Below are 26187 nucleotides of genomic sequence, written 5' to 3'. Positions count from 1 at the left end.
CGCAGAGGTAGGTATGGGTTCATCGCATAAAAATAATGAATCTTATTTTAAGGGCCTCATCACCATGATGGAGCACCTGAGCGAGCCCTGGGGCATCAAAGACCAGCTGTCCCGCCACCTTTATATGAATCGCGCCGCTTATCTCTATACCAATACGCCGCTGAATTTCGACGTCGCCGGCAAATATGACCACGAATTCCCCGCCGACTGGGCCGACTCCGCCGCCGACTTTATCGAGCATGACAAGATGACCGAAGCGGCGCGCGATCGGGTCACGGTCATAGAAACGCACTACTGGTACGGCAAAGACAGCCTGACGCCGTTTATCAGCGAAAAGCTGCCGGTGTACAACGATGACAAACAGGTGATTGGCGTGATCTGGAACGCCAAGCCGATGAACAGCCTGTCGCCGCTGAAATACATCAATCAGCAAAAGCCCAGCGTGTTGACCACCGAAGTCAATAACGAGCTGTTCACCCGTGCCGAACTCGATGTCATTTTTCTTATGCTTCAGCGATTTACGGTGAAAGAGATCGCCAAAATCTATAACGTCAGCAATAAGACCATCGAAAACCGCATTTATAACATTTACCAGAAGGCCAACGTGCATACTCAGCAGCAATTTGAGGAGTACTGCAAATACGCCAACCTGGATAACTACATTCCCGATCGCCTGATAACCAAAGGCATTCAGTTTATTTGAACCGCAAGGAAGATCTCACCGTGATAAAGATCGAAGATTATCCGCTCACCCGGGTGCCGCAGGATAAAAGAGTTTCGTTTTTAAGCGTGGCCATCGTGCATATGGGCATGTTGACCGCGCTGGACCAGTTCATGCTCGGCGCCGTGCTCGGCAACTCCATGACGCTGCTTGACGCCTTCACCGCCATTTTCGTCGGCAGCCTGATCTTCGGCGTGGTGACCTACGGCCTGGGGCTGGCGGGCATGCGCGAAGGGATTTCCGGCAGCCTGCTGGCGCGCTGGTGCGGCTTCGGCCGTCTGGGGTCGGTGCTGATCGGCGTGGTGGTGGCCGTCAGCCTGTTGGGTTGGTTCGGCATTCAGAACGCCATTTTCGCCAAGTCGCTCGACTTCGCGCTCGGCAATAAGCTGGGCTTCGGCCTGGCCGCCGGGCTCTCGGGCACGCTGCTGACCATCCTGGTGGCATTCGGCTTCAAAGCGCTGCGCATCGCCGCCCGTATCGCGGTGCCGATGTTCATCATGCTGGTGGCCTATATATCGGTGACCGCACTGACCGGGCATAACCTGCAGGAGATCATCCAGCTGGCGCCGCCGGGTGAACCGCTGACCATCAGCGCCGGCATCACCATCGTCGTCGGCGGTGCCATCGTGGCCAGCCTGATGACGCCCGACCTGACCCGTTACTCCAAAAACGGCAAGCACGTGCTCGGCGTCACGATCTTCACCATCATCGCCGGCGAGTTCGTGGTGAACGGTCTGGCGATCCTGATCGCCAAAACCCTGGGCACCGCCGATGTGGTCACCATCATGTCGCAAGCAGCCGGCGGCGCCGGTTTGCTGGTCGTGGTGTTCTCCACCCTGCGCGTCAACGATCTCAACCTGTATTCCTCTTCGCTGGGCATCGTCAACGCGGTGGAAGGCATCACCGGCAAAAAGCTGAAGTACACCTACACCACTCTGGTGATCGGGATTCTGGGCACCACGCTGTCGGTGCTGGGCATTCTGGACCGCTTTGTCGACTTCCTGACGGTGCTTGGCGTAGTCTTCCCGCCGATTATCGGCATCATGCTGGTGGACTATTATCTGCTGCGCAGCCACCGCAAAATCCTGGACGAGAGCCGCCGCACGGGCCAGCTGCCAAACGAGACGCCAACCATCGGCTGGGCGGCGATCGTCGCCAGCATCGCCGGTGGCGCCGTTGGTCTGGCGACCGAATGGGGCGTACCGACCATCAACTCTCTGGTGGCCGCCAGCCTGCTGTATTGGGTGCTCAAACTGGCCTTCAGCCGGGCGCAAAAACCGCTGGCCTCACAGAAGTCGCTCTGATTTTCGCCCATGAGTTAATGCACTCCTCCGGTGACGGGGGAGTGTTTATGCTCAGGAAAGGTGGGCGTAACGGAAAAGAATGGGCCGATCGCGCGGACAAACGGCCATGATGGTTAGGGTCCCTGGTGTCGGTAGCAAGCTATCTATTAGACTCAGAGTGTGGCAGCGCCCCCTCTGAGTTTTTTATTATAAAATCGTTGGCTTCAGTGTTTTGATCATAAAGAAAAACTTCAGCTTGAATGAACAGTAGCTCATGAAATCGGCTTTGGTCAACATAAAAGGACACATAAAATTGGCTTTTGTGTTCACTTTTCCATAAGCAAAAGCTAATCAATTGATTTACACAGTTTTATCATCTTTGCAGGTCACCCCGATCGCCTGCGCTAACATCACTGCGCTAAACGGCTGACAAGAAACAATAATTACCACCAATAATCAGCCGGTTACCTTCCCCTCAGCGCCTTTTTATCTGGACAACGCCGACGCGTAAGATATAGTGAAGCCAGCGTAATGTTTGTAAGGACAGCCGATGAAAACCACCAACGCACAGCGCAAAATCAACATCATTAAAAATATTGAATATCTGATGCGTACCCGCGGTGAAACCAAGGCTTCCTTTTCCAACCGCAGCGGCCTGACGCGCACGACTCTCTACAAAATTCTTGACGGAAGAGTGAACAACGTTCAGCAATCCACCGTGAATCGGATTTCCGATTTCTTCGGGGTCTCCTGTGAAGAGATCGAAGACTACGATCTGGAAAAACTGGAGCTGCTCAACGAAACGCTGTCCACCGAGGGCAACAAGAACCCTTCCGCCATCCCGGTGATCCCGCAGTCGCGCTATCTGGCCGTCTCGCAGCGCAAGATCGGGCAGCTGGTCACCGAGTTTCCTCTGACTTATTTCTTCGGCGATGAGTCGAACATGTTGGCAATGAAAATAGAGACCGAAATTAAAGGGTCATTTATTCCCGGCGAAGTCATCATTATCAAACGCCCGCCGGTACTGATTTGCGATTCACCTTTGCTGTATCACTCGGGAAAAAGCGGCTTCTTTGTGGTTGACGACAAAGACAGCGAAAGCATGGACAAACGCCCTCAGGACACCGTGCAATTCCTGGGTTATATCGTTGGAGAAAGGTTATAAATGGAACCGAATCAGAAGTTCAAGCTGTTGGGCTTCACCCGACATGGCACCATCGCGGCCAATGTCATGGTATTGGCCACCGGCAAAACCATTACCATGGGGCTGAATGAGCTGGCCGACAGCGAAATATCAGAAGATCTGAGCCGGCACGAGCTGCAGGCGCTGTACCGCAAACTCTATGGCGACAACAAACAAAAAACCGCCTACGAGCTCAGCGATCGCCACGAACGCTCCTGGTACGCCTACCTGATTATTACCGTGGCGCTCAGCGTGATTTATATTTTCTCAACGCTGTGCGGCGTCAAGCCGATCCAAATCCCGGTGCTGAATCTCATCACGCCCCCGGCGATCTTCATCTACCCGCTCACGTTCATTTTGGTGGACATCCTCAACGAATTCTATGGATTACGGCTGGCCCGGCGCACGATTATCATCTCGTTTATCGCCAACCTGACCTTCGTCCTGGGGGTCTGGGTAACGACGCTGGTGCCGAGCATTCCGCAGTGGGAGTACAGCGAGACCTACAACGGCATCGTGCACAGCATCATGGCGGTGCTGGTGGCCTCGTCGGCGGCCTATCTGATCTCCGAGAACGTCAACTCCTACCTGCTTTGCAAAATCAAAGAGTTGACCAACTCCCGCTACCTGTTTGTGCGCGTGATCACCAGTACCGTTGTGGCTTCGGCCATCGACAGCGTGGTGTTCTGTACGCTGGCGTTCTACAACGTGCTAAGCTGGGACATCATCAAAACCATGATCCTGTCGCAGTTCCTGATCAAGGTGGTTTACGCCCTGCTGGGCGTCGGGCCAATCTACGCCACCCGCAGTCTGTTTAACCGCTACATCAATACCGAACAAGCAAAGGGCAATGAATATGCATATCCAAAAGCAAGATAAGATCACCCATCTTGGCGCGAACTCCGATTATCCGGATCAATATGCTCCCGCATTGCTCGAAGCCTTGCCGCGTGCGCGCGGCCGCGATCTGATCGGCGTGGACGAGCGGCAGCTGCCGTTCAGCGGCTTTGATCTGTGGACCGCCTTCGAGCTGTCCTGGCTCAACGCCAAGGGCAAGCCGGTGGTGGGCATCGGCGAATTTACCTTCCCGCATTCCTCGTCGAACCTGATCGAGTCCAAATCGTTCAAGCTGTATCTCAACAGCTTCAACCAAACGCGTTTCGACAGCGTGGAACTGGTGAGCGCCGCCATGCAGAAAGATCTGTCGCAGGCGGCCAACGGCCAGGTCACCGTCAAGCTCTATCCGGGGCTGGAAGATTACCCGGCGCAGATCGACCACCTGCCGGGCATCAACATCGACGATCTGGATATCGCGATCGACGACTTCACCTTCAAACCGGAATACCTGAACGGCGCGGCCGAGAGAGGGGAACCGGTGTCGGAGACGCTGTCTTCCAATCTGCTGAAATCCAACTGCCTGGTCACCAACCAGCCGGACTGGGGCAGCGTGGTGATCCGCTATGAAGGCCGCAAAATCGATCGTGAAAGCCTGCTGCGCTACCTGATCTCCTTCCGCCAGCACAACGAATTCCACGAGCAGTGCGTCGAGCGTATTTTCAACGACATCAAGCAAAGCTGCCGTCCGGAAAAACTCAGCGTGTTCGCGCGCTACACCCGCCGCGGCGGCCTGGATATCAACCCCTTCCGCAGCGATTTCGAAACGGCGCCGGCGCTCGGCCGCCTGATCAGACAGTAAGCGTTATCCCCACAATGCTCCCACCAGGGAGCATTGTTTCCCTCGCTTTCATCTCCCTGTTATTTTTCGCCATTATCGTCGTCAGCGGCTATCTTCAAAGCACACTGACGGAGATTAACGACGCATGCCTGACCTTTCACGCAGAGACATCCTGCGGGCTGCCGCCATCGGATCGGCGTTCTCGCTGTTGCCCGCCTCGATTCGCAAAGCGCTGGCCATTCCCGCCAACAACCGCACCGGCACCCTGCGCGACGTCGAACACGTGGTGATCCTGATGCAGGAGAACCGCTCTTTCGACCACTACTTCGGCACCCTGCCGGGCGTGCGCGGCTTCAGCGATCGTTTTACCATTCCATTGCCCGGCGATCGCCATGTCTGGCAACAGCAGGGCGCCGAGCGGTTGGTACTGCCCTACCACCTGGACAGCAAACGCGGCAACGCCCAGCGCGTCACCGGCACGCCGCATTCGTGGGTGGATGAGCAAGCCGCCTGGGATCACGGCCGCATGAGCGCCTGGCCCACCTACAAAACGCCGGCTTCAATGGGCTACTACCGCCAGCATGAGCTGCCGTTCCAGTTCGCGCTGGCCAACGCCTTTACCCTGTGCGACGCCTATCACTGCGCTATTCACGCCGGCACCAACACCAACCGGCTGTTCCACTGGACCGGAACCAACGGCCCGTCCGCCGCCGACGTGGCTGTGGTGGTCAACGAATGGGACAGCCCCGGCCCGGCGGAGATCGGCTACCAGTGGACAACCTATCCGGAACGGCTGGAGGCGAGCGGCGTCAGCTGGAAGGTGTATCAATTCCTGCCGGACAACTTTACCGACAACCCGTTGGCGGGCTTCCGCCAGTACCGCGCCGCCAGCATTCAGGTGGGCAATCCGGCGCGGCCGCCGAAAGACTTCAACGCCTTCGTGCCCTATCGCGATGCGCTCAACGAGGCCGCACCGCTGTACAAAGGCAACGGCAACACCCTGCCGGCCGCCGACGGCAACGATCTGGACGCCATGCTGGCCGGGTTCCGCTCCGACATACAGCAGGGCAAACTGCCGCAGGTCAGCTGGATCATCGCGCCGGCGGCCTATTCGGAACACCCCGATCCCTCCAGCCCGGTGCAGGGCGGCTGGTTCACCCAAGAGATCCTCAACGCGCTGACCGACAACCCGGAGGTGTGGAGTAAAACCGTCCTGCTGGTCAACTACGACGAAAACGACGGCTTTTTTGACCATATGCCTTCGCCTTCCGCGCCGTCGCTGCGCGAGGACGGCAGCTTCGCCGGTAAATCGACGGTGCCGTTCGACACCGAGATCTTCCAGCACGTGGCGCCGCCCGGTTCGCAGGATCAACCGCCGCCGGACGGCCGCATTTACGGCCCCGGCCCGCGGGTGCCGATGCTGGTGCTGTCGCCCTGGAGCCGCGGCGGCTGGGTCAATTCGCAGGTCTTCGATCACACCTCGGTGCTGCAATTCCTGGAAAAGCGCTTTCAGGTGCATGAACCCAACATCAGCGCCTGGCGCCGCGCCGTGTGCGGCGATCTCACCTCGGCGTTCAACTTCGTCAACCCTAACGGCGAAGCGCTGCCGAGCCTGCCCGCCACCAGCCGCCACGCCGCCGATGGCCTGCGCCAGCGCCAGGAACAGCTGCCGCAGGTACCGCTGCCATCGCCTGTCCACCAGCGTTTGCCCCACCAACGCCGCCTGGCGCGCCCTTCCCGCGCGCTGCCCTACCAGCTGCACGTCGAGGCCACCGTCGCGGCCGAACAGCGCCGCGTGACGCTGAACCTGTTCAATACCGGCGAGCAGGGCGCGGTGTTTCACGTCTACGATCGGCGAGATCTGGCGCAGATCCCGCGCCGTTTTACCGTCGAGGCGGGCAAGGCGATCAGCGACGACTGGCAGACGGAGGATGGGTACCATCTGTGGCTGCTCGGCCCCAACGGCTTTCATCGTGAACTGCGCGGCGCCCTGAACCGGCCGCAGCCGGAGGTGCGTTTGCGCCCGACGGGCCGCAGCCTGCAGCTGCAGTTGAACAATCCGGGCACCGAAGCGATAGCGGTTACCCTCGAACGCTGCCCCTATACGCAGCAGGGCCCGTGGCACATCACGCTGCCGGCAGGCGGCAGCCACCAGCAAAGCTTTGATGCCCACGCCAGCGGCGGTTGGTATGACCTTACGCTGCAAAGCCCGGGAGGTTGGCTACGCCGCCTGGCGGGCCGGTTGGAGGATGGCGAGCACAGCGTCAGCGACCCGCTGATGGGCCAGGAGTAAAGCGTTGTAGATTGAAATCGCGGAAATTAAACCGCCAGCCTCTTTTTTGTGGCGCCCACAGACGTCGGTTCTCCCGCGGTGGGCGCATTCTCAAAACCTTCTCCCTGCCCCACCCCCGCTATTTTTTTGATCTCGCTCACGGTCGGATATTATTTCATTGCCTTGCTAAACCGGTTCTTCTATTTTAGCCACCCATCTGACAAGGCTAATAACAGGGGTTAAGCATGATAAATCGCGTATGGGTACTGGGCGACGCCGTGATCGACCTGGTGCCGGAAAATGCCAACGGTTATCTCAAATGCCCCGGCGGCGCGCCGGCTAACGTGGCGGTGGGGATCGCCCGGCTTGGTGGCGACAGCGCCTTTATCGGGCGGGTGGGGCAAGACGGCTTCGGTGCCTTTCTGCAGCAGGTGCTGAGCGATGAAGGGGTGGATATCGGCCATATGCGGCCAGACCCCGAACACCACACCTCCACGGTCGTGGTGGATCTCGATCTGCAGGGTGAGCGCTCATTCACGTTTATGGTGCAGCCCAGTGCCGATCTGTTTTTGCAGCCTGACGATCTGCCGGATTTCCAACGGGGGGAATGGCTGCACCTCTGCTCCATCGCGCTCTCGCAGGAACCCAGCCGCAGCGCGGCCTTTGCCGCGATGGAACGCATCCGGGCGGCCGGTGGCCGGGTCAGTTTCGATCCCAACATCCGCGAAGAGGTCTGGCGCCAGCCGGAAGCGCTGCGCCCCTGCCTGCAAAAGGCGCTGCTGCTGGCGGACGTGGTGAAACTGTCGCGCGAAGAGCTGGCTTTCATCAGCCATCTTGACGATCTGGAGAACGCCATTCGCTGGATGATGCAAACCTATCCGCTGCGCCTGCTGCTGGTGACGCTGGGCGGCGACGGCGTCTATGTGCATGACGGCCAACGGCTGCGTCATTTCCGCGCGGCGCCTGTCGTTCCGGTCGATACCACCGGCGCCGGCGATGCCTTCGTCGCCGGGCTGTTAGCGGCGCTAGCACGCCTTCACGAATTGCCGCAGGAAGCGCAGTGGCCGGCGGTTATCGCCCAGGCGCAGGCCTGCGGCGCGCTGGCCACCACCGCCAAAGGGGCCATGACCGCCCTGCCCCACGCCGACGAGCTGGCGGCTTTCCTCCGTTGATCCTCTGCATCCACGGCGATCCTCAGGTTCGCCGTGGTCTTTTGCCCACGATTTGCGCGCTCGATCACAATAGCTGAATCGGGTTAGCTAACTGAGTTGCCAGCTCGCCTCCCTCTCGTTATCTTTCGCCTTGAAAAACCGGTTTAGCAATTTAGCAAACAATAATAACAACCCTTACCCGGATGATAGACGATGATGAAAAAACTCAGCTATTTGGCGATAACAACAGGGCTTTTCCTCTCCGCTTCCAGCGCAGCGGCATCGGGCAGCGGCGGCATCGAGGCGCGCCTCAACGCCCTGGAACAACGTCTGGCGCAGGCGGAACGGCGCGCCGCACAGGCTGAAACCCGCGCGACGGCGGCGGAACGCCGGGCGCAACAGCTGGAACAGCGCACCGCCAACACCGAACGGCAAACCGCGCAGATTGCGCAGCATGCCGCTACGCCGATTGCCCCGACCGGCGCACTGAAACTGAACGGCTTCAACGATCTGAAGCTGTACGGCGACGTGGAGTTCAACCTGGACGGCGCCAGCCGCAGCGGCCAACTGACGTCGCTGAAAGGCAGCGACCACAAGGACTGGAAGCCCGGCAACAAAGAGCGTTGGGATATCAACGGCCGCATTCTGGTCGGGCTGGACGGCTACCGCCGCAATCAGGACGGCAACTTCTCCGGCTTCAGCGTGCAGCCGCTGGCGGACATGACCGGCAAAATGAACCTGGACGACGCCGCCTTCTTCTTCGGCAATGAAAAGAACTGGCAAACCAAAATCGGCCGCTTTGAAGCCTACGACATGTTCCCGCTGAATCAGGACACCTTCATTCAATACTCCGGCAATACCGCCAACGATTTGTACGCCGACGGCTTCGGCTATATCTACATGATGAAAGAAGGCCGCGGCCGCAGCAGCAGCGGCGGCAACCTGATGTTGAGCAAATATGCCGGTGATGTCTATTTCGAGCTGAACACGCTGGTGGAGGACGGCACTTCGCTGTTCCAGGACAACAGCTACCACGGCAACGCCCTGAACAATAAGAAAAACGTCGCCTATTTGCGCCCGGTGATCGCCTGGAAAAAAGACGCCTTCAGCATCGCAGCGGCAATGGAAAGCAACGTGGTGAATAACGCCTACGGTTATCAGGACGGCCAGGGCCGCTTCGTCGATCAGTCCAAGCGCAACGGCTACGGCATGACGATGAGCTGGAACAACAGCGCCGCCGATCCGGACAACGGCGTGGTGGCCAACCTGAGCACCGCCTATCTGGATGCGTCAGGCGAGCAAGACTTCACCGCCGGCGTGAACGTGCTGTGGCGGCGCTTCGAACTGGGTTATATCTATGCCCATAACAATATCAAAGAGTTCAATACCGCCGGGATCGCCGCCGATATCCACAACCCGCTCAGCGAACCGGGCAACTACGACATCCACACCGTTCATGCGTCGTATCAGATACCTAACATTATGAATATGAAGAATTTCAATTTGTATTTGGGGGCCTATGTCTCGCTGCTGGAAGCCAACGCCGACAACAAGATAGCCAACGGCGACAACGACCAACGTTACGGCATGCGCGCCAGATTCAAGTATTTCTTCTGACATCGATTCACGTCGCTGCGCCGCAAACTGCGCAGCGGCATTTTTATTTAGCAAGGGGACAACATGGACATTACCGCAACCGCCAACGCGCTGTTGCCACTGCTCGGCGGTAAAGAGAATATCGCCAGCGCCGCCCACTGCGCCACGCGTCTGCGCCTGGTACTGGTGGACGACAGCAAAGTGGATAAAGAGGCCATCGGCAAACTGGACGGCGTCAAAGGCTGCTTCAGCAACGCCGGTCAGATCCAGGTGATCTTCGGCACCGGGCTGGTCAACAAGGTGCATGCGGAATTCATCAAGGCGGCGGGCGTCAGCGAATCCAGCAAGGCCGAAGCCGCCGATATCGCGGCGAAAAAGCTCAACCCGCTGCAGCGCATCGCCCGCCTGCTGTCGAACATCTTCGTGCCGATCATCCCGGCGATCGTCGCGTCCGGCCTGTTGATGGGGCTGCTCGGTATGGTGAAAACCTACGGCTGGGCCGATGCCAACAGCGCGCTATTCATCATGCTGGATATGTTCAGCTCGGCGGCGTTCATTATCCTGCCAATTCTGATCGGCTTCACCGCCGCACGCGAATTCGGCGGCAACCCCTACCTGGGTGCCACGCTCGGCGGCATTCTGACGCATCCGGCGCTGACCAACGCCTGGGGCGTCGCCGGAGGGTTCCACACCATGAACTTCTTCGGTCTGGACATCGCCATGATCGGCTATCAGGGCACCGTGTTCCCGGTGCTGCTGACGGTGTGGTTCATGAGCGTGCTGGAAAAGCGGCTGCGCAAGGTGATCCCCAACGCGCTCGATCTGATCCTGACGCCGTTCCTGACGGTGGTCATCTCAGGCTTTGTCGCCCTGCTGTTTATCGGCCCCGCCGGCCGGGCGCTGGGCGACGGCATCTCCTTCGTGCTCAGCACGCTGATTGCCCATGCGGGGTGGTTCGCCGGGCTGCTGTTCGGCGGCCTCTATTCCGCTATCGTCATCACCGGCATTCACCACAGTTTCCATGCGGTAGAGGCCGGGCTGCTCGGCAACCCCAATATCGGCGTCAACTTCCTGCTGCCGATCTGGTCGATGGCCAACATCGCTCAGGGCGGCGCCTGCCTGGCGGTGTATTTCAAAACCCGCGACACCAAAATCAAAGCCATCGCGGTGCCTTCGGCCTTTTCCGCCATGCTCGGCATCACCGAGGCGGCGCTGTTCGGTATCAACCTGCGCTTCGTGAAACCGTTCCTGGCGGCGCTGGCGGGCGGCGCGCTCGGCGGCGCCTGGGTGGTGGCCAACCATGTCGGCATGAACGCGGTCGGACTGACGGCGATCCCCGGCATGGCGATCGTGCAGGCCAGTTCGCTGGTCAGCTATATCCTCGGCCTGGCAATCGCTTTTGGCAGCGCCTTCGTGCTCTCCCTGCTGCTGAAATACAACACGGACGCGCAATGATGGAAGAACTCAGCTTAATCAAACAGGCACTGCGGGCGGTCATGAACGGCCAGCCACTCGCGCAGCGCGATCCGCACCGCCCGGCCTGGCATCTGGCGCCCAGCGTTGGCTTGCTGAACGATCCCAACGGCTTTATCCAGCACAACGGCGTTTATCACCTGTTCTATCAGTGGAATCCGCTGGGCTGCGATCATCGCAACAAGTGCTGGGGACACTGGCAGTCGATCGATTTAGTGCATTGGGAACATCAGCCGCTCGCCCTGGCACCGGGCGCCTGTTACGACAGCCACGGCTGTTACTCCGGCTCGGCGGTGGTGGCGGAAGACAAAATCACGCTGATCTATACCGGCAATGTGAAATTCCCCGACGGCTCACGCACCGCTTACCAATGCCTGGCTCAGGCAAGCGATCGGGGCGAATACCGCAAACTCGGGCCGGTGCTGCCGCTGCCGGAGGGCTACAGCGGCCACGTACGCGACCCGAAAGTGTGGCGTCATCAGGATGCCTGGTACATGGTGCTCGGCGCGCGTGACTTGCAGGATCGCGGCAAGGTGTTGCTGCTGCGTTCCAGCGATCTGCGCGACTGGCAAGCGCTGGGAGAGATCGCCGGTTCCGGCCTGAACGACCTGGGCGAATTCGGCTACATGTGGGAATGCCCGGATCTGTTCTCGCTGGACGGCGGCGACGTATTGATCTGCTGCCCGCAGGGGCTGGCGCCGCAGCCGGAACGCTATCTCAACCGTTATCAGGCCGGCTATCTGCTCGGCAAGCTGGATTACCGGCAGGCAGCCTTCAGCCACGGCGAATTTCACGAGCTGGACGCCGGCTTCGAGTTCTACGCGCCCCAGACAACGCTGGCGGAAGATGGCCGCCGCCTGCTGTTCGCCTGGATGGGCGTGCCCGAGCAAGATGAAGAAGCCCATCCGACGCGCCGTTATGGCTGGATCCATACCATGACCTGCCCACGCGAGCTGTCGCTGCGGCATGGCCGCCTCCACCAGCGCCCGGCGCGCGAGTTGCAACAGCTGCGCGGCGAGCGAGAAGACTGGCGAGGCCGCGCCGATGACGCCCCCGCCTATGCGCTGGGCGCCGCGGAGCTGCAGCTGACGCCGCAGGGCGCGTTCAGCGCCGCCTTTGGCGACGCGATGACACTGAGCTGGGACGGCGAGCGGCTGCAGCTGACGCGCGCCTCTCTGGCCGACGGCCGGCCGGAGCACCGTTACTGGCGCGGCCCGGTCACGCATCTGCAGCTGCTGTTCGATCGCTCCAGCGTGGAAATCTTCATCAACCACGGCGAGGCGGTGATGAGCGCGCGCTACTTCCCGGCAGGTGAACCGCAACTGCGGCTGAACGGGAGCGCAGCGCTGGCGTTGGAATACTGGCCGCTGACGCCATGCATGCTAGAATGACGCATCCTCCGATGACTTCAGATGGCGTCAGTGAAAAAAAATAAACGCATTACCATCAGTGACATCGCCACGCTGGCCGGGGTGTCGAAATCGACCGCCAGCCTGGTGCTGAACGGCCGCAGCAAGGAATACCGGGTGTCCGACGACACCCGCGATCGCATTCTGGCGCTGGCGCACGAACACCATTATCAGCCCAGCATCCACGCCCGCTCTTTGCGCTCCAACCGCAGCCACACGCTGGGGCTGGTGGTACCGGAGATGACCAACTACGGCTTTGCGGTGATCTCGCGCGAGCTGGAAACGCTGTGCCGCGAAGCCGGTCTGCAGCTGTTGATCGCCTGCACAGATGAAAACCCGGCGCAGGAGATGATGGCGGTGAACAGTCTGGTGCAGCGGCAGGTCGACGGCCTGATCGTCGCCTCCAGCCAGCTGAACGACGCGGAATACCAGAAGATCAACGTCGGGCTGCCGGTGGTGCAGATGGACCGCCTGATCGCCGGTTCCGAGCTGCCGCTGGTGATCACCGATTCGGTTAATGCGACCGCCGACCTGGTGGAAAAGGTCGCGCGCCAACATCCGGATGAGATCTATTTTCTCGGCGGGCAGCCGCGCATTTCACCGACCCGCGATCGGCTGGCCGGCTTCCAGCTTGGCCTGGAGCGCGCCGGCGTAACGTGCAAACCGGAATGGATCATCAACGGCAGCTACCACCCCAGCTCAGGTTACGAGATGTTCGCTCAGCTGTGCGCACAGCTGGGGCGTCCGCCCAAAGCGCTGTTCACCGCCGCCTGTGGCCTGCTGGAAGGGGTGTTGCGTTATCTGACGCAGCATCAGCTGATGGAGAGCGACATCCACCTGTGCAGCTTCGACGATCACTACCTGTTCGATTGCATGACGCTGAAGATAGACACGGTCGCGCAAGACTGCCGGGCGCTGGCGCAGCATAGCTTCGACCAGGTTACCGCGCTCATCGACGAGCGGCCGCTGGAACAGCATGCGCTTTATCTGCCGGGCCGCATCCACTGGCGTCATGCCGGTTCCCGGGCGTTGTTGGCCGGGGAGTGATATTTCTGAATCAATAAAAAAGGGCGCCTGAGCGCCCTTTATCGTTTTGCTGCCACTACTTGGCGGCGCCTTCCATGCCCACCAGCCCCACTTTCAGGTAGCCGGCTTTACGCAGGGTGTCCATCACGCTCATCAGCGTTTCATAGTCCACGCTCTTGTCCGCCTGGAAGAAGATGGTGGTTTCTTTGTTCGCCTGAGTGCGTTGATCCAGCACCGAAGTCAGCTGATCGGCATTCACCGGCTGATCGCCAACGTAGAGCTGCTTGTCGGCCTTCACCGACAGGAACACCGGTTTTTCCGGCCGCGGCTGCGGTTTGGCGGAAGAAGCCGGCAGATCGACGCGAATATCTACCGTTGCCAACGGCGCGGCCACCATAAAGATGATCAACAGCACCAACATAACGTCGATAAACGGCGTTACGTTGATTTCATGCAGTTCGCCGCTGTCGTCCAGATCTTCATTTAAGCGCATCGCCATGACTCACCCCGCCCGCAGTTGGTGTGCGTGCTGTGAGCGCTTGGCTTCCGCCGTCGCGGCCAGATCCAGATCGCGGCCCTGCAGCAGCAAGACCTGCGCCGCCACGTCGCCCACCTGGGCACGGTGGCCGCTGATGACGCGGGCGAAGATGTTGTAGATAACGACGGCAGGGATCGCCGCGACCAGGCCCAGCGCGGTCGCCAGCAGCGCCTCTGCGATGCCCGGCGCCACGACCGCCAGGTTGGTGGTCTGCGAATGGGCGATGCCGATGAAGCTGTTCATGATGCCCCACACGGTGCCGAACAGGCCGACGAACGGCGAGATGGCGCCGATGGTAGCCAGGAAACCGTTGCCGCGGCCCATGTTGCGGCTGTAGGCCGCCACGCGGCGCTCGAGGCGGAAGCCGGTACGCTCTTTGATGCCGTTGTTGTCGTTAGATTCCGCAGACAGCTCCAGCTCATTTTGCGCATCGTTCAGCAACACCGCGCTGACGCTTTCCGAGCCGAAGTTTTGCGCCAGCTCGGAGGCTTCATCCAACGAGCGCGCTTCGGCCAGCGCCAGCTGTTCGCGGCGCAGACGGCGCTTGGCGCGCAGCAGTTCGCTGCCTTTGGAGAACAGTATGGTCCAGGTCACGATCGAGGCCAGCACCAGGCCGATCATTACCGCTTTCACCACCGCGTCGGCGTGCTGGTACATGCCCCAAACAGACAGGTCCATGCCGCGGGTTTCCGGTGGCTGGATCGTTGGCGCCGGGTTCACCGGCGTGATGCTCTCCGGCGCGGCGGCTGCAGCAGGTGCAGGCGCGGTGGTCGGCGCAACGCTTTCGGTAACGGCCGGATTGGCCGCCGGCGCTGCCTGCGCACTGCCGGCCAGCCCCACGACCAGCACCATAGAAGCCATCAGGCTGCGGCCGAAGGCCTTGCCCCACTGCGCCCGGCCCTGGCCGAACGATCCTTGATTTAAATTCTTGCCAGCCGTTTTCACGCTGTGCCTCCACCCATTACCGATCAAAATTAAGGAATAATTCAGCGTGCGATCATATCAAACCAACCGGGGATTGATAGTAGTTCTCATTATTATTTACCAAATAAACGAGAAAATTTTAGCCAGCCCCGCCGCAAAGCGCCAATCCGCGCCCGTTCACCGCCAAACGCCCCTTTTATGGGGTTATTTCGTTACTTTTCTCCCACAACGGCGCAACAACGCCGCGCTGCCGAACGGCGTCTTGACCGAGGAATGGGCTTCTCTCTCGCCCCCCGGCAGAAGGATGAGGCAAGAAAGGCGCGCCCGGCAGCCAATTATAGCCGTTTCTGTATCCAGAAGTTAAAACGTCTGGATGGCTATATTAACTCATGCTAACGTAAGGGCTATCGCAAACGGGCACGTGCAGAGCAACCAGAGGTGAGCCAGGTACCATGACGTCAAAACACATCGAAACCACGCTGATCGGCGCCGGCCGTGGCAAACGCTACACCCAGGGCTCCGTCAATCCCGTCACGCAACGCGCCTCTTCTTTGGTTTTCGACTCCGTCGCCGCCAAAAAGCATGCCACCGTGCAGCGCGCCCACGGCGAGCTGTTTTACGGCCGACGCGGCACGCTGACCCACTTCGCCCTGCAGGATGCGATGGTGGAGCTGGAGGGCGGCGCCGGCTGCGTGCTGTACCCCTGCGGCGCAGCGGCGGTGGCCAATGCGATCCTGTCGTTCGTCGGCGCCGGCGATCACCTGCTGGTCACGGGTTCGGCGTACGAACCGACCCAGGATTTCTGCACCCATATCCTCGGCCGCATGAACATCAGCACCACCTATTTCGATCCGCTGATCGGCGCCGACATCGCCACGCTGATCCAACCCAATACTCGCGTGGTGTTCCTGGAATCCCCCGGCTCCATCACTCTGGAAGTGCAGGACATTCCGGCGATGGTGCAGGCCATTCGCGCCGTGGCGCCGGAGGTGGTGATCATGATCGACAATACCTGGGCGGCGGGCGTGCTGTTCAAGGCGTTGGATTTCGACATCGACATTTCGATTCAGGCCGGCACCAAATACCTGATCGGCCATTCCGATTACATGCTCGGCACCGCCGTCGCCAACGCGCGCTGTTGGGATCGGCTGCGCGAGTACTCCTACCTGATGGGGCAAATGGTGGATGCCGACACCGCCTACATGGCGAGCCGCGGCCTGCGCACCCTGAGCGTGCGCCTGAAGCAGCACGAACGCAGCAGCATCGAAGTCGCCCACTGGCTGGCGGCACGGCCGGAAGTGGCGACGGTCAATCACCCGGCCCTGCCCAGCTGCAAGGGCCACGAGTTCTACCGCCGCGACTTCAGCGGCTGCAACGGGCTGTTCTCCTTCGTGCTGAAAGAGCGGTTGGACGATGCGCAGTTGGCCGCCTACCTGGACAACTTCAGCCACTTCAGCATGGCCTACTCCTGGGGCGGCTTCGAGTCGCTGATCCTGGCCAACCAGCCGGAAGAGCTGGAAGCGATCCGTCCGGCGGGCGGCGTCGATTTCTCCGGCACGCTGGTGCGCCTGCACATCGGCCTGGAGAACGTCGAAGACCTGATCGCCGATCTGGCGGCCGGTTTCGATCGCCTCAACGGCGTGCGCTAAGGTGGATTCCGCTAATTTTCTTCGTCTCGTTTAATGTCGGCTTAAGCTATTAGCGGTACACTATCCGGGTAACTGTCAGATACGGTAACCGCCGCACCCTGGAGAACGTGACCCCGGGCGCAACCGGCATGCAACAGGACATAAAATGGATGTATTACGAGAGATTATTCATGCGCTTTGGCAGCAGGACTTTATTGCCCTCGCCGATCCAAGCGTAATTTGGGTGGTTTACGCCGTACTTTTCACCACTCTGTTTTTGGAAAACGGACTGCTGCCCGCCTCCTTCCTCCCCGGCGACAGCCTGCTGCTGCTGTCGGGTGCGCTGATCGCCAAAGGCGTGATGGGCTTTGCCCCCACCCTGCTGATTTTGACCGCTGCCGCCGGCCTCGGCTGCTGGCTGAGCTATATCCAGGGCCGCTGGCTGGGCCACACCGGCCTGGTGAAGGGCTGGTTGCTGCAGCTGCCGGCGCAATATCACCAACGCGCGCATAACCTGTTCAACCGCCACGGGCTGACGGCGCTGCTGATCGGCCGCTTCCTCGGCTTCGTGCGCACGCTGCTGCCGACCATGGCCGGCATTTCCGGGCTCAACAGCTCACGCTTCCAGGTGTTCAACTGGCTGAGCGCGGCGATCTGGGTTTGTGCGCTGGTGGGCCTTGGCTACGCTTTCAGCCAAATTCCGCTGGTGAAGCGCTACGAAAGCCAGGTGATGACCGGCCTGATGCTGCTGCCGCTGCTGCTGCTGTTCGTCGGCCTGCTGGGCGCCATGCTGGTCATTTGGCGTAAAAAGCGCGCCTCCTCCTGAGCCCGGCGCGCTACAGCGCCTTCTCGACCAACGCCAGACTGGCGGGCAACTTGCTCACCAGCGTATCCACCGCCAGCCGCACCTTCAGCGGCAGGTGAGGCGTGTGCGGCCACACCGCATGCGCTTCAAAGGCGGCGCCCGGCCGGTCGCGCAGCAAGCGCACCAGCGCCCCGCTCAACAGCTGCTCACGCACCAGCCAGCACGGCAACCAGGCAATGCCGAACCCCGCCGTCGCCGCATCCGCAATCGCCTGCAGATCGTCCATTTGCAGCCGGTTAGTCGGCATTACTTCCTGCAGCTTGCCGTCGCTATCCAATACCAACCAGCTGCGCCGCGCACCGGCGCGCATATAGGTCACCGCCTCATGCTGCACCAGCTGTTCGATGCTGTGCGGTTCACCGCACCGCTGCAGATAGGCCGGCGAGGCGCACAGCGCCATGCGGTGATCGCCGATGCGGCGCGCCACCAGCCCGCCGCTGTTGGCCAGCGTGCCGTTACGGACCGCCATGTCGAAGCCGTCCTCAATCAGATCCACCACCCGATCGCTGAACGACAGCTCCAGCTCCAGGCCCGGGTGCTCGCGTGTCAGCTCGGTCAACAGCGGCGCAATGCACATGCGGCCAAACAGCACCGGCATCGATACCCGCAGCCGGCCGCTGACCTGTCGCTTGCCCGACTCCAGCAGCGTTTCCGCACCGCGGATCTCCTCCAGCGCTCGCAGGCAGCGCTCATAGAATAACGCGCCGTCGTCGGTCAGGCTCTGGCTGCGGGTGGTGCGATGAAACAGCCGCACGCCCAACCGCTGTTCCAGCCGGGCGATGGTTTTCCCCACCGCCGAACGCGACAGGTGCAGCCGGCTGGCCGCCAACGCAAAACTGCCCGCCTCCACGGCGGTGACGAATACCGAAATACCGCTCAACCGATCGCTCATGATTTGTCGCCCTGAAAGAAACAATCTTCGGAAATCTTATCGCCACTGGCGAACCTTCATCAACGATATTATCGACCGGTCGTTAATCGCTGACTTTGGAGAACATCATGACCGACACGATGCAACGCTGGACGATGGACGCCCTGGGGCGTGAACACCTGCGGTTGACCGCCGACGCGATCCCGCAGCCGGGGCCACACGAAATCAGAGTGAAAGTGAAAGCGGTCGCGCTCAACTACCGTGACAAACTGATGATTGAAAGCGGCATGGGGCTGACGCTGCCGCAGCCGTTCACCCCCGCCTCGGACATGGCCGGCGAGGTCGACGCTATCGGCCCCGACGTCAGCCGTTTCCAACCCGGCGCCAGGGTCATCTCGACCTTCAGCCCCGGCTGGCTCGACGGCCGGCAAAAACCGTACGGCAATGCGCGCCAGGTGCCTTACCACACCCTCGGCGGCTTCTATCAGGGCGTGCTGGCGGAATATGTGATTTTGCATGAGGACTGGCTGGTGGCGGCACCGGCGTCGCTGGACGACGTGCAGGCCAGCACCCTGCCGTGCGCCGGGCTAACTGCCTGGTTCGCGCTGGTGGAGCAAGGAAAGCTGCATGCCGGCGAGACGGTGCTGGTGCAAGGCACCGGCGGGGTGGCGCTGTTCGCGCTGCAGATCGCCAAAGCGCACGGCGCCGAGGTGTATGTGACCTCCGGCAGCGATGAAAAGCTGGCGCGTGCCCAGGCGCTGGGCGCCAGTCACGGCATCAACCGACTGAACGGCGATTGGGTGGAAGCAGTTTATGCGCTGACGCAGGATCGCGGCATCGACCATGTGATCGATACCGTCGGCGGCCCGAATCTGGGCAACTCGGTACGCGCCGTGGCGGTGGGTGGCCGCATCTCGGTGATCGGCGTGCTGGCGGGCGCCGAGATTTCCGCCCCCGCCGGCCTGCTGCTGCTGAAATCGGCGGAGATCCAGGGCATCGGCGTCGGCCACCGCCGCGCGCTGGAAGATCTGGTGCGCGCCGTGGACGCCGTCAACCTGCAGCCGGTGATCGACCAGGTCTACCGTTTCGATCAGCTGCCGCAGGCGTTGGATCACCTCGATCGCGGGCCGTTCGGCAAGATCGTCCTGACCCCGTAAACGCGGTTCAGCCCTCCAGCAGCAGCGGGTTGGCGTCGCGCAGCCGGGCGATTTCATCGCTCGGCGTCATGCCGAACAGGCGCTTGAATTCACGGCTGAACTGCGACGCGCTCTCGTAGCCGACGCGGATCGCCGCCGTGCTGGCCTTCAGGCCGTCATGCACCATCAACAAGCGCGCCTTATGCAGCCGGTACGACTTCACGTATTGCAGCGGCGAGGTGTTGGTCACCGCCTTGAAGTTGTGGTGGAACGCCGAGACGCTCATGTTGACCTCGCTGGCCAACTGCTCGACGTTGAGGTTGTCAGCATATTGATTTTCTATGCGCCGCAGCGCCTTGGCGATCTGGCTGAAGTGGGTATGCCGGTTGACCAGCTCCTGCAGCGACGCGCCGCAGGTGCCGCGCAGCACGTAGTAAAGGATTTCGCGCACGATCTGCGGCCCCAGCACCCGGGCATCGAGCGGCTTGGCCATCACGTCCAGCAGGCGTTCGGTGGCGCACAGCAGCTCTTCCGTCAGCTCGGCCAGGTTCACCCCGTTGCTCTCTGCCCGCGGTTGCATCAGGTAGTCGTCGTCGCCGATGTCGATCAGCAAGTCCTGCAGCATTTGGGTATCGATATTGACCGCCAACCCAACCAGCGGCAGTTCCGGGCTGGCGAAGGTTTCGCATTCGAACGGCAGCGGCACCGTCATCAGCAGGTAGTTGCGCGGATCGTACTGGAACATCTTGTTGCCGCAATAGCCCACCTTGTGCCCCTGAAAGACGATCACGATCCCCGGCTCGTACATCACCGGTTGGCGCGGGCTGTGGCGATCGACATACAGGATCTTTACCCGCGGCACCGGTGACGGCGTGTAGCCGTTGCCGGTGGCGATAGCCATCGCCTGGCGCGCCATGCGGCTGCGCTGCGCATCGATTTCAATCACGGAAACACCCTCTTACAGTCAGAACGATTCGGCATAAATAATAATTTAAAACTCGCTATTTCTACAGTGACTTGTAGGAATAGGCAAGAACCAAACAGGAATGTGCATTGTGCGTTGCCGCCAGGTTCCTGACAATACGGGCCAGAAACCTTTGCGCCACTTTGGCGCCCGCCTGACAGAAAGAGAGAAATCATCCATGCAAAACTTCATTCTGCATACCCCAACCAAAATCCTGTTCGGCAAGGACCAAATTGCCGAAGTGGCCGGACAGATCCCGGCGGACGCACGCATCCTGATCACCTACGGTGGCGGCAGCGTGAAGAAAAACGGCGTGCTGGATCAGGTGTACAGCGCGCTGGCCGGCCGCGACGTGCGGGAGTTCTCCGGCATCGAGCCGAACCCGACCTACGAAACGCTGATGAAAGCGGTCGAAGTGGTGAAGGCGGAAAACATCGATTTCCTGCTGGCGGTCGGCGGCGGTTCGGTGGTTGACGGCACCAAGTTCATCGCCGCCGCCGCGCGTTACACCGCCGACGGCGACGCCTGGCATATCCTGCAGACCGTCGGCAGCCACATCGCCGACGCGGTGCCGATGGGCTGCGTGCTGACGCTGCCGGCCACCGGTTCCGAATCCAACAGCGGCGCGGTGATCACCCGTAAAAGCAGCGGCGACAAGCAGCACTTCTTCTCGCCGCTGGTGCAGCCGCGCTTCGCCGTGCTGGATCCGGTGGTGACCTACTCGCTGCCGCCGCGCCAGATCGCCAACGGCGTGGTCGACGCCTTCGTGCACACCCTGGAGCAGTATCTGACCTACCCGGTGGACGCCAAAGTGCAGGATCGCTTCGCCGAAGGCCTGCTGCTGACCCTGCTGGAAGACGGCCCGCGCGCGCTGGCCGAACCGGAAAACTATGGAGTACGCGCCAACGTGATGTGGAGTGCCACCATGGCGCTGAACGGCCTGATCGGCGCCGGGGTGCCGCAGGACTGGGCGACCCACATGCTGGGCCACGAGCTGACCGCCATGCACGATCTCGACCACGCGCAAACGCTGGCCATCGTACTGCCGGCGCTGCTGCACGAGAAGAAAGCGCAGAAGCGCGAAAAACTGCTGCAGTACGCTGACCGCGTCTGGGGCCTGCGCGAAGGCAGCGAAGATAGCCGCATCGACGGCGCCATCGCCGCCACTCGCGCCTTCTTCGAGCAGATGGGTGTACCGACCCGCATGGCGGATTATCAGCTCGACGGCAGCAGCATTCCGGCGCTGCTCGACAAGCTGCATCAGCACGGCATGACCGCCCTGGGCGAGCATCAGGACATCACCCTGGACGTCAGCCGCCGCATTTACGAAGCGGCGCGTTAATCGCAAAACGGCGATTTTTTGCTAGGCTTTAGTCTCCGCCAGCCATTTTTCGCCGCATCCGGCGCCCGGCCGATCACCGGGTGCCATCGGGCGCCTCCGCGCGCCGCCGATCGTTTCGCACCACCCGTCTTACCGCTCATTCGCAGGGAGAGCGGGGAGAAAGTCACCCTCCCGCCACCGCTGAAATTAGGCTGGCAAACCCGGCAACCGCCCATTTTGCCAACTAGAATTTATCTATAGCCGTTTCGGTGCCGCAGGCGCCGCAATCCGTACACAAGGAGATGCGCATGACAACGCAACAACCCATCATCAAACTCCACGATGGTAATCTGATGCCGCAGTTGGGTCTCGGCGTTTGGCAGGCGAGTATTGAAGAGACCACCCGCGCGGTGAGCAAAGCGCTGGAGATCGGTTACCGCTCCATCGACACCGCCGCGATCTACAAGAACGAGGAAGGCGTCGGCGCCGCACTGCAGTCCAGTTCGCTGCCGCGCAGCGAGCTGTTCATCACCACCAAGCTGTGGAACGACGATCAGGGCGATCCACTGGCGGCGCTGGAAACCAGTTTGGAAAAACTCAGGCTGGACTATGTGGATCTGTACCTGATCCACTGGCCGCGCCCGCAGCAAGATCAATACGTCTCCGCCTGGCGCGAACTGATCAAGCTGCGCGATCAAGGCCTGGTCAAAAGCATCGGCGTATGCAACTTCCATACGCCGCACCTGCAGCGCCTGCTGGATGAAACCAACGTGGCGCCGGTCGTCAACCAGATAGAGCTACACCCGCTGCTGCAACAGCGCCAGCTGCGCGCCTGGAACGCCACGCACCATATCGCCACCGAATCCTGGAGCCCGCTGGCGCAGGGTGGTGAAGGGGTGTTCGACCAGCCGCTGATCAAGGCGCTGGCCGAGAAATACGAGAAAACCCCGGCGCAGATCGTGGTGCGCTGGCACCTGGACAGCGGCCTTATCGTGATCCCGAAATCGGTCACGCCGTCGCGCATCCGCGAAAACTTCGAGGTGTTTGATTTCAAACTCGATAAGGACGAACTGGGCGAGATCGCCAAGCTGGACGTCGGCAACCGCCTCGGGCCGGATCCGGATACCCTGTAACCCCTCCCCAAGCCCTCTCCCGTCGGAGGGGGCTTTTCCTCCCGCGCATTGCTCCCTTGCGCCGCCTGACGTTATGATGACGACGCCGGAGGCCTCGCCCGCCGGTTAACGCCGTTAAAAAACAGACAAGCACGGAGCACCATGAAATTCTCTTTCTCACACGGGTTACGACTGGGCATGCTTTGCGTCATGCTGGTGCTGGCGGGTTGCGCCGGCAAGAAACAGCGTATCAGCTACGATCGCCACGCTTTCGATAGCGCCATTAAAGACGCCGCCAGCGAATACGGTGTGGACGCCAAGCTGATCACCGCCATGATCCAGGTGGAGTCCGGCTTCAACCCCGCGGCGGTGAGCAAGTCCAACGCTATCGGCCTGATGCAGCTGAAAGCCGATACCGCCGGCTGCGATGCCTACCGCTACAAAGGCAAACGCGGCTGCCCGGACGCTGACGACCTGCGGGATCCCGACACCAATATCGATCTCGGCGCCGCCTACCTGGCCACCTTGCAAAAACAGCAGCTTAAAGGGATCACGAACCCTGTTACGCTGCGCTACGCCACCATCATCGCCTACGTCAACGGCACCGGCGCGCTGCTGCGCACCTTCTCCAGCAACCGTCAGCAGGCCATCGCGATGATCAACAACCTGTCGCCGGAAGCCTTTAACTGGCACGTGCGCAAATACCATCCCGCTCCGCAGGCGCCGCGCCATTTGATGAAAGTGGAAGCCGCCTACGATAGTTTGTGATGAGCAAAAGTAAAAAGGAGAACCCGAGGGTTCTCCTTTTTGTTTGCGCACGCGGCGTCGCCGTTACGGCTTGGCTTTGCGAATCGGTTTGCGCGGCGGCCGGTTGGACGGCGTGCGCTGCCGATTGATATCGGTATGTTTGGTCAGCGCCGGCCGGGTATGGCGCTGCAGGCGTTTCGCTTCGCGCTGCTCGTCGATGCTTGGCGCCGGCACCAGACACTCACGGCGGCTGCCGATCAGGTGCTTCAGCCCCATCTCTTCCAGCGCGGTGCGGATCAGCGCCCAGTTGGCCGGGTCGTGGTAACGCAGCAGCGCCTTATGCAGGCGACGCTGGCGATCACCGCGCGGCACCACCACGTCTTCGCTCTTGTACCCCACCTTGCTCAGCGGGTTTTTGCCGCTGTAATACATGGTGGTGGAGTTGGCCATCGGCGAAGGATAGAAGTTTTGCACCTGATCGAGGCGGAAACGGTTCTTCTTCAGCCACAGCGCCAGGTTCACCATGTCTTCATCGCGGGTGCCCGGGTGCGACGAGATGAAGTACGGGATCAGGTACTGCTCTTTGCCCGCCTGCTTCGAATAGTGATCAAACAGCTGCTTGAAGCGATCGTAGCTGCCCATGCCCGGCTTCATCATCTTCGACAGCGGCCCTTCTTCGGTGTGCTCCGGCGCGATCTTCAGGTAGCCGCCGACGTGGTGGGTCGCCAGCTCCTTGATATAACGCGGATCTTCCACCGCCAGATCGTAACGAACCCCGGAAGCGATCAGGATCTTCTTGATGCCCTCCAGCGAACGCGCACGGCGATACAGTTTGATGGTCGGCTCGTGGTTGGTGTCCATGTAGGTGCAAATCTCCGGATACACGCACGAGGCGCGGCGGCAGGTCTGCTCGGCGCGCGGGTTGGTGCAGCGCAGCATATACATGTTGGCGGTCGGGCCGCCGAGATCGGAGATCACGCCGGTAAAGCCCGGCACCTTGTCGCGGATCTCTTCGATTTCGCGAACGATCGAATCTTCCGAACGGCTCTGGATGATGCGCCCTTCGTGCTCGGTGATCGAACAGAACGAGCAGCCGCCGTAGCAACCGCGCATGATGTTCACCGAGAAACGGATCATGTCATAGGCCGGAATGCGATCCTGGCCGTAGGACGGATGCGGTACGCGCTGATAAGGCAGCGCGAAGACGCTGTCCATCTCCGGCGTGGTCAGCGGGATCGCCGGCGGGTTGATCCACACGTAGCGATCGCCGTGTTTCTGCATCAGCGCACGGGCGCAGCCCGGGTTGGTTTCATGGTGCAAAATGCGCGAGGTGTGCGCATACAGCACCTTGTCGCCCTTCACTTTCTCGAAGGACGGCAGCAGCACGTAGGTCTTCTCCCACGGCTTCGGCTTGGCGGCGCGCACGGTGACAGGCTTGGCTTCAGGCTCTTTCGGCTTGGCGCCGTCGGCGCACGGCAGATCGTCGCCGTACGGGTTCGGGATAGCTTCGATGCGGCCCGGCTTGTCGAGACGGGTGGAATCCACGCCGCTCCAGCCCGGCAGCGCTTCTTTGCGCATCACCGCGGTATTGCGAATATCGTGGATGTCGCCGATCTTCTCGCCGGCGGCCAGGCGATGTGCCACTTCCACCAGCGGGCGTTCGCCGTTGCCGTAGATCAGCATGTCGGCTTTGGAATCCACCAGCACCGAGCGGCGCACGGTATCAGACCAGTAATCGTAGTGGGCGATGCGGCGCAGGCTGGCTTCGATGCCGCCCAGCACGATCGGCACGTCTTTGTAGGCTTCTTTACAACGCTGGCTGTAAACCAGGGTAGCGCGATCCGGGCGTTTGCCGCCGACGTTGCCGGCGGTGTAAGCATCGTCGTGGCGCAGTTTGCGATCGGCGGTATAGCGGTTGATCATCGAGTCCATGTTGCCGGCGGTGATGCCGAAGAACAGGTTCGGTTTCCCCAACCGCATGAAATCTTCTTTGTTGCTCCAGTCCGGCTGCGCGATGATGCCGACGCGGAAGCCCTGCGCTTCCAGCATGCGGCCGATGATCGCCATGCCGAAGCTCGGGTGATCGACATAGGCGTCGCCGCTGATGATGATCACGTCGCAGCTGTCCCAGCCCAGTTGATCCATCTCTGCTCGCGACATCGGTAAAAACGGCGCGGTGCCAAAACATTCAGCCCAATAAGGCTTATAGGAAAACAGTTCACGATCGGGTTGGATCAGGCTGGTGGTGCTCATTCTGCTGCTCTTTTTACAGGTTAATTAATCGCCGGGCGG

Annotated in this window: 22 protein-coding genes; 17 read left to right on the top strand and 5 right to left on the bottom strand. The window is 60.9% G+C overall.

Going from position 1 to position 26187, the window contains the following annotated elements:
- Positions 1-13: 13 nt before the first annotated feature.
- The 11 genes from QOL81_RS18380 (at position 14) to QOL81_RS18330 (ending at position 13810) form a co-directional block, all read left to right on the top strand.
- A complete protein-coding gene (locus tag QOL81_RS18380; protein ID WP_033636032.1) occupies positions 14-703 on the top strand; it encodes a helix-turn-helix transcriptional regulator in 690 nt (229 codons plus the stop codon).
- A 20-nt stretch (positions 704-723) separates the two neighbouring features.
- Complete coding sequence (locus tag QOL81_RS18375) at positions 724-2025, top strand: cytosine permease (RefSeq protein WP_049198549.1); 1302 nt, start codon at positions 724-726, stop codon at positions 2023-2025.
- 529 nt (positions 2026-2554) lie between these two features.
- Positions 2555-3169, top strand: a complete 615-nt coding sequence (locus QOL81_RS18370) for a helix-turn-helix domain-containing protein (RefSeq protein WP_004937341.1) — start codon at positions 2555-2557, stop codon at positions 3167-3169.
- The gene (locus tag QOL81_RS18365; RefSeq protein ID WP_019453032.1) at positions 3170-4066 is read left to right on the top strand and encodes a queuosine precursor transporter; all 897 of its coding nucleotides are present in this window, start codon (positions 3170-3172) and stop codon (positions 4064-4066) included.
- Positions 4044-4883: an NADPH-dependent 7-cyano-7-deazaguanine reductase QueF gene (gene queF / locus QOL81_RS18360; RefSeq protein WP_283439983.1), complete on the top strand. Its 840-nt coding sequence runs from the start codon at positions 4044-4046 to the stop codon at positions 4881-4883. The genes QOL81_RS18365 and queF overlap by 23 nt, the downstream gene beginning before the upstream one ends.
- 124 nt (positions 4884-5007) lie before the next feature.
- Positions 5008-7155 (top strand): phosphocholine-specific phospholipase C, encoded by a 2148-nt coding sequence (locus tag QOL81_RS18355; protein WP_283439978.1) that lies wholly within the window; start codon positions 5008-5010, stop codon positions 7153-7155.
- A gap of 224 nt (positions 7156-7379) precedes the next feature.
- On the top strand, positions 7380-8306 hold the full coding sequence (gene cscK, locus QOL81_RS18350) for a fructokinase (protein WP_038879399.1): 927 nt from the start codon (positions 7380-7382) through the stop codon (positions 8304-8306).
- 195 nt (positions 8307-8501) lie between these two features.
- Complete coding sequence (locus tag QOL81_RS18345; RefSeq protein WP_087763632.1) at positions 8502-9902, top strand: carbohydrate porin; 1401 nt, start codon at positions 8502-8504, stop codon at positions 9900-9902.
- Positions 9903-9965: 63 nt separating this feature from the next.
- Positions 9966-11336 (top strand): sucrose-specific PTS transporter subunit IIBC, encoded by a 1371-nt coding sequence (locus tag QOL81_RS18340; RefSeq protein ID WP_060441022.1) that lies wholly within the window; start codon positions 9966-9968, stop codon positions 11334-11336.
- Entirely contained in the window at positions 11336-12745 is a 1410-nt protein-coding gene (locus QOL81_RS18335; RefSeq protein ID WP_283439982.1) for a sucrose-6-phosphate hydrolase, read from the top strand. Before QOL81_RS18340 ends, QOL81_RS18335 begins: the two co-directional genes overlap by 1 nt.
- A 21-nt stretch (positions 12746-12766) precedes the next feature.
- On the top strand, positions 12767-13810 hold the full coding sequence (locus QOL81_RS18330) for a LacI family DNA-binding transcriptional regulator (protein WP_060422585.1): 1044 nt from the start codon (positions 12767-12769) through the stop codon (positions 13808-13810).
- Between the two features lie 55 nt (positions 13811-13865).
- Here QOL81_RS18330 and exbD read toward each other — a convergent pair whose 3' ends face one another.
- A complete protein-coding gene (exbD, locus tag QOL81_RS18325) occupies positions 13866-14288 on the bottom strand; it encodes a TonB system transport protein ExbD (protein ID WP_004937307.1) in 423 nt (140 codons plus the stop codon).
- A 3-nt stretch (positions 14289-14291) separates the two neighbouring features.
- Positions 14292-15272 (bottom strand): tol-pal system-associated acyl-CoA thioesterase, encoded by a 981-nt coding sequence (gene exbB, locus QOL81_RS18320; RefSeq protein WP_072265379.1) that lies wholly within the window; start codon positions 15270-15272, stop codon positions 14292-14294.
- Positions 15273-15703: 431 nt separating this feature from the next.
- Here exbB and metC point away from each other — a divergent pair, with 431 nt between their 5' ends.
- A complete protein-coding gene (gene metC, locus QOL81_RS18315) occupies positions 15704-16900 on the top strand; it encodes a cystathionine beta-lyase (RefSeq protein WP_193158408.1) in 1197 nt (398 codons plus the stop codon).
- A gap of 145 nt (positions 16901-17045) precedes the next feature.
- Positions 17046-17705 carry a DedA family protein gene (locus QOL81_RS18310; protein WP_038879412.1) on the top strand — a complete coding sequence of 220 codons (660 nt, stop codon included), beginning with the start codon at positions 17046-17048 and terminating at the stop codon, positions 17703-17705.
- Positions 17706-17715: 10 nt separating this feature from the next.
- On the opposite strand, the gene QOL81_RS18305 is transcribed toward QOL81_RS18310, so the two are convergent.
- Positions 17716-18636 (bottom strand): LysR family transcriptional regulator, encoded by a 921-nt coding sequence (locus QOL81_RS18305; protein WP_197757836.1) that lies wholly within the window; start codon positions 18634-18636, stop codon positions 17716-17718.
- 107 nt (positions 18637-18743) lie between these two features.
- Between QOL81_RS18305 and QOL81_RS18300 the strand changes: the two genes are divergently transcribed.
- Positions 18744-19772 carry a zinc-dependent alcohol dehydrogenase family protein gene (locus tag QOL81_RS18300; RefSeq protein WP_060424786.1) on the top strand — a complete coding sequence of 343 codons (1029 nt, stop codon included), beginning with the start codon at positions 18744-18746 and terminating at the stop codon, positions 19770-19772.
- 7 nt (positions 19773-19779) lie between these two features.
- On the opposite strand, the gene QOL81_RS18295 is transcribed toward QOL81_RS18300, so the two are convergent.
- Complete coding sequence (locus QOL81_RS18295; protein WP_194243114.1) at positions 19780-20667, bottom strand: AraC family transcriptional regulator; 888 nt, start codon at positions 20665-20667, stop codon at positions 19780-19782.
- Between the two features lie 226 nt (positions 20668-20893).
- Between QOL81_RS18295 and yqhD the strand changes: the two genes are divergently transcribed.
- The 3 genes from yqhD to QOL81_RS18280 all read left to right on the top strand — a co-directional run bounded on the left by yqhD (position 20894) and on the right by QOL81_RS18280 (position 23916).
- Positions 20894-22057, top strand: a complete 1164-nt coding sequence (gene yqhD / locus QOL81_RS18290) for an alcohol dehydrogenase (protein ID WP_049196195.1) — start codon at positions 20894-20896, stop codon at positions 22055-22057.
- Between the two features lie 287 nt (positions 22058-22344).
- Positions 22345-23169 (top strand): 2,5-didehydrogluconate reductase DkgA, encoded by an 825-nt coding sequence (gene dkgA, locus QOL81_RS18285; RefSeq protein ID WP_060424784.1) that lies wholly within the window; start codon positions 22345-22347, stop codon positions 23167-23169.
- 141 nt (positions 23170-23310) lie between these two features.
- Positions 23311-23916, top strand: a complete 606-nt coding sequence (locus QOL81_RS18280) for a transglycosylase SLT domain-containing protein (RefSeq protein WP_060424782.1) — start codon at positions 23311-23313, stop codon at positions 23914-23916.
- 63 nt (positions 23917-23979) lie between these two features.
- On the opposite strand, the gene QOL81_RS18275 is transcribed toward QOL81_RS18280, so the two are convergent.
- Positions 23980-26148 (bottom strand): YgiQ family radical SAM protein, encoded by a 2169-nt coding sequence (locus tag QOL81_RS18275; RefSeq protein ID WP_060424780.1) that lies wholly within the window; start codon positions 26146-26148, stop codon positions 23980-23982.
- Positions 26149-26187 lie beyond the last annotated feature (39 nt).

The organism is Serratia sp. CC22-02 (genome assembly GCF_900182895.1).
GTDB lineage: Bacteria > Pseudomonadota > Gammaproteobacteria > Enterobacterales > Enterobacteriaceae > Serratia > Serratia nevei.
Note: the sequence above shows the minus strand (reverse complement) of the source record. Positions and strands in the feature narration are given on the sequence as shown.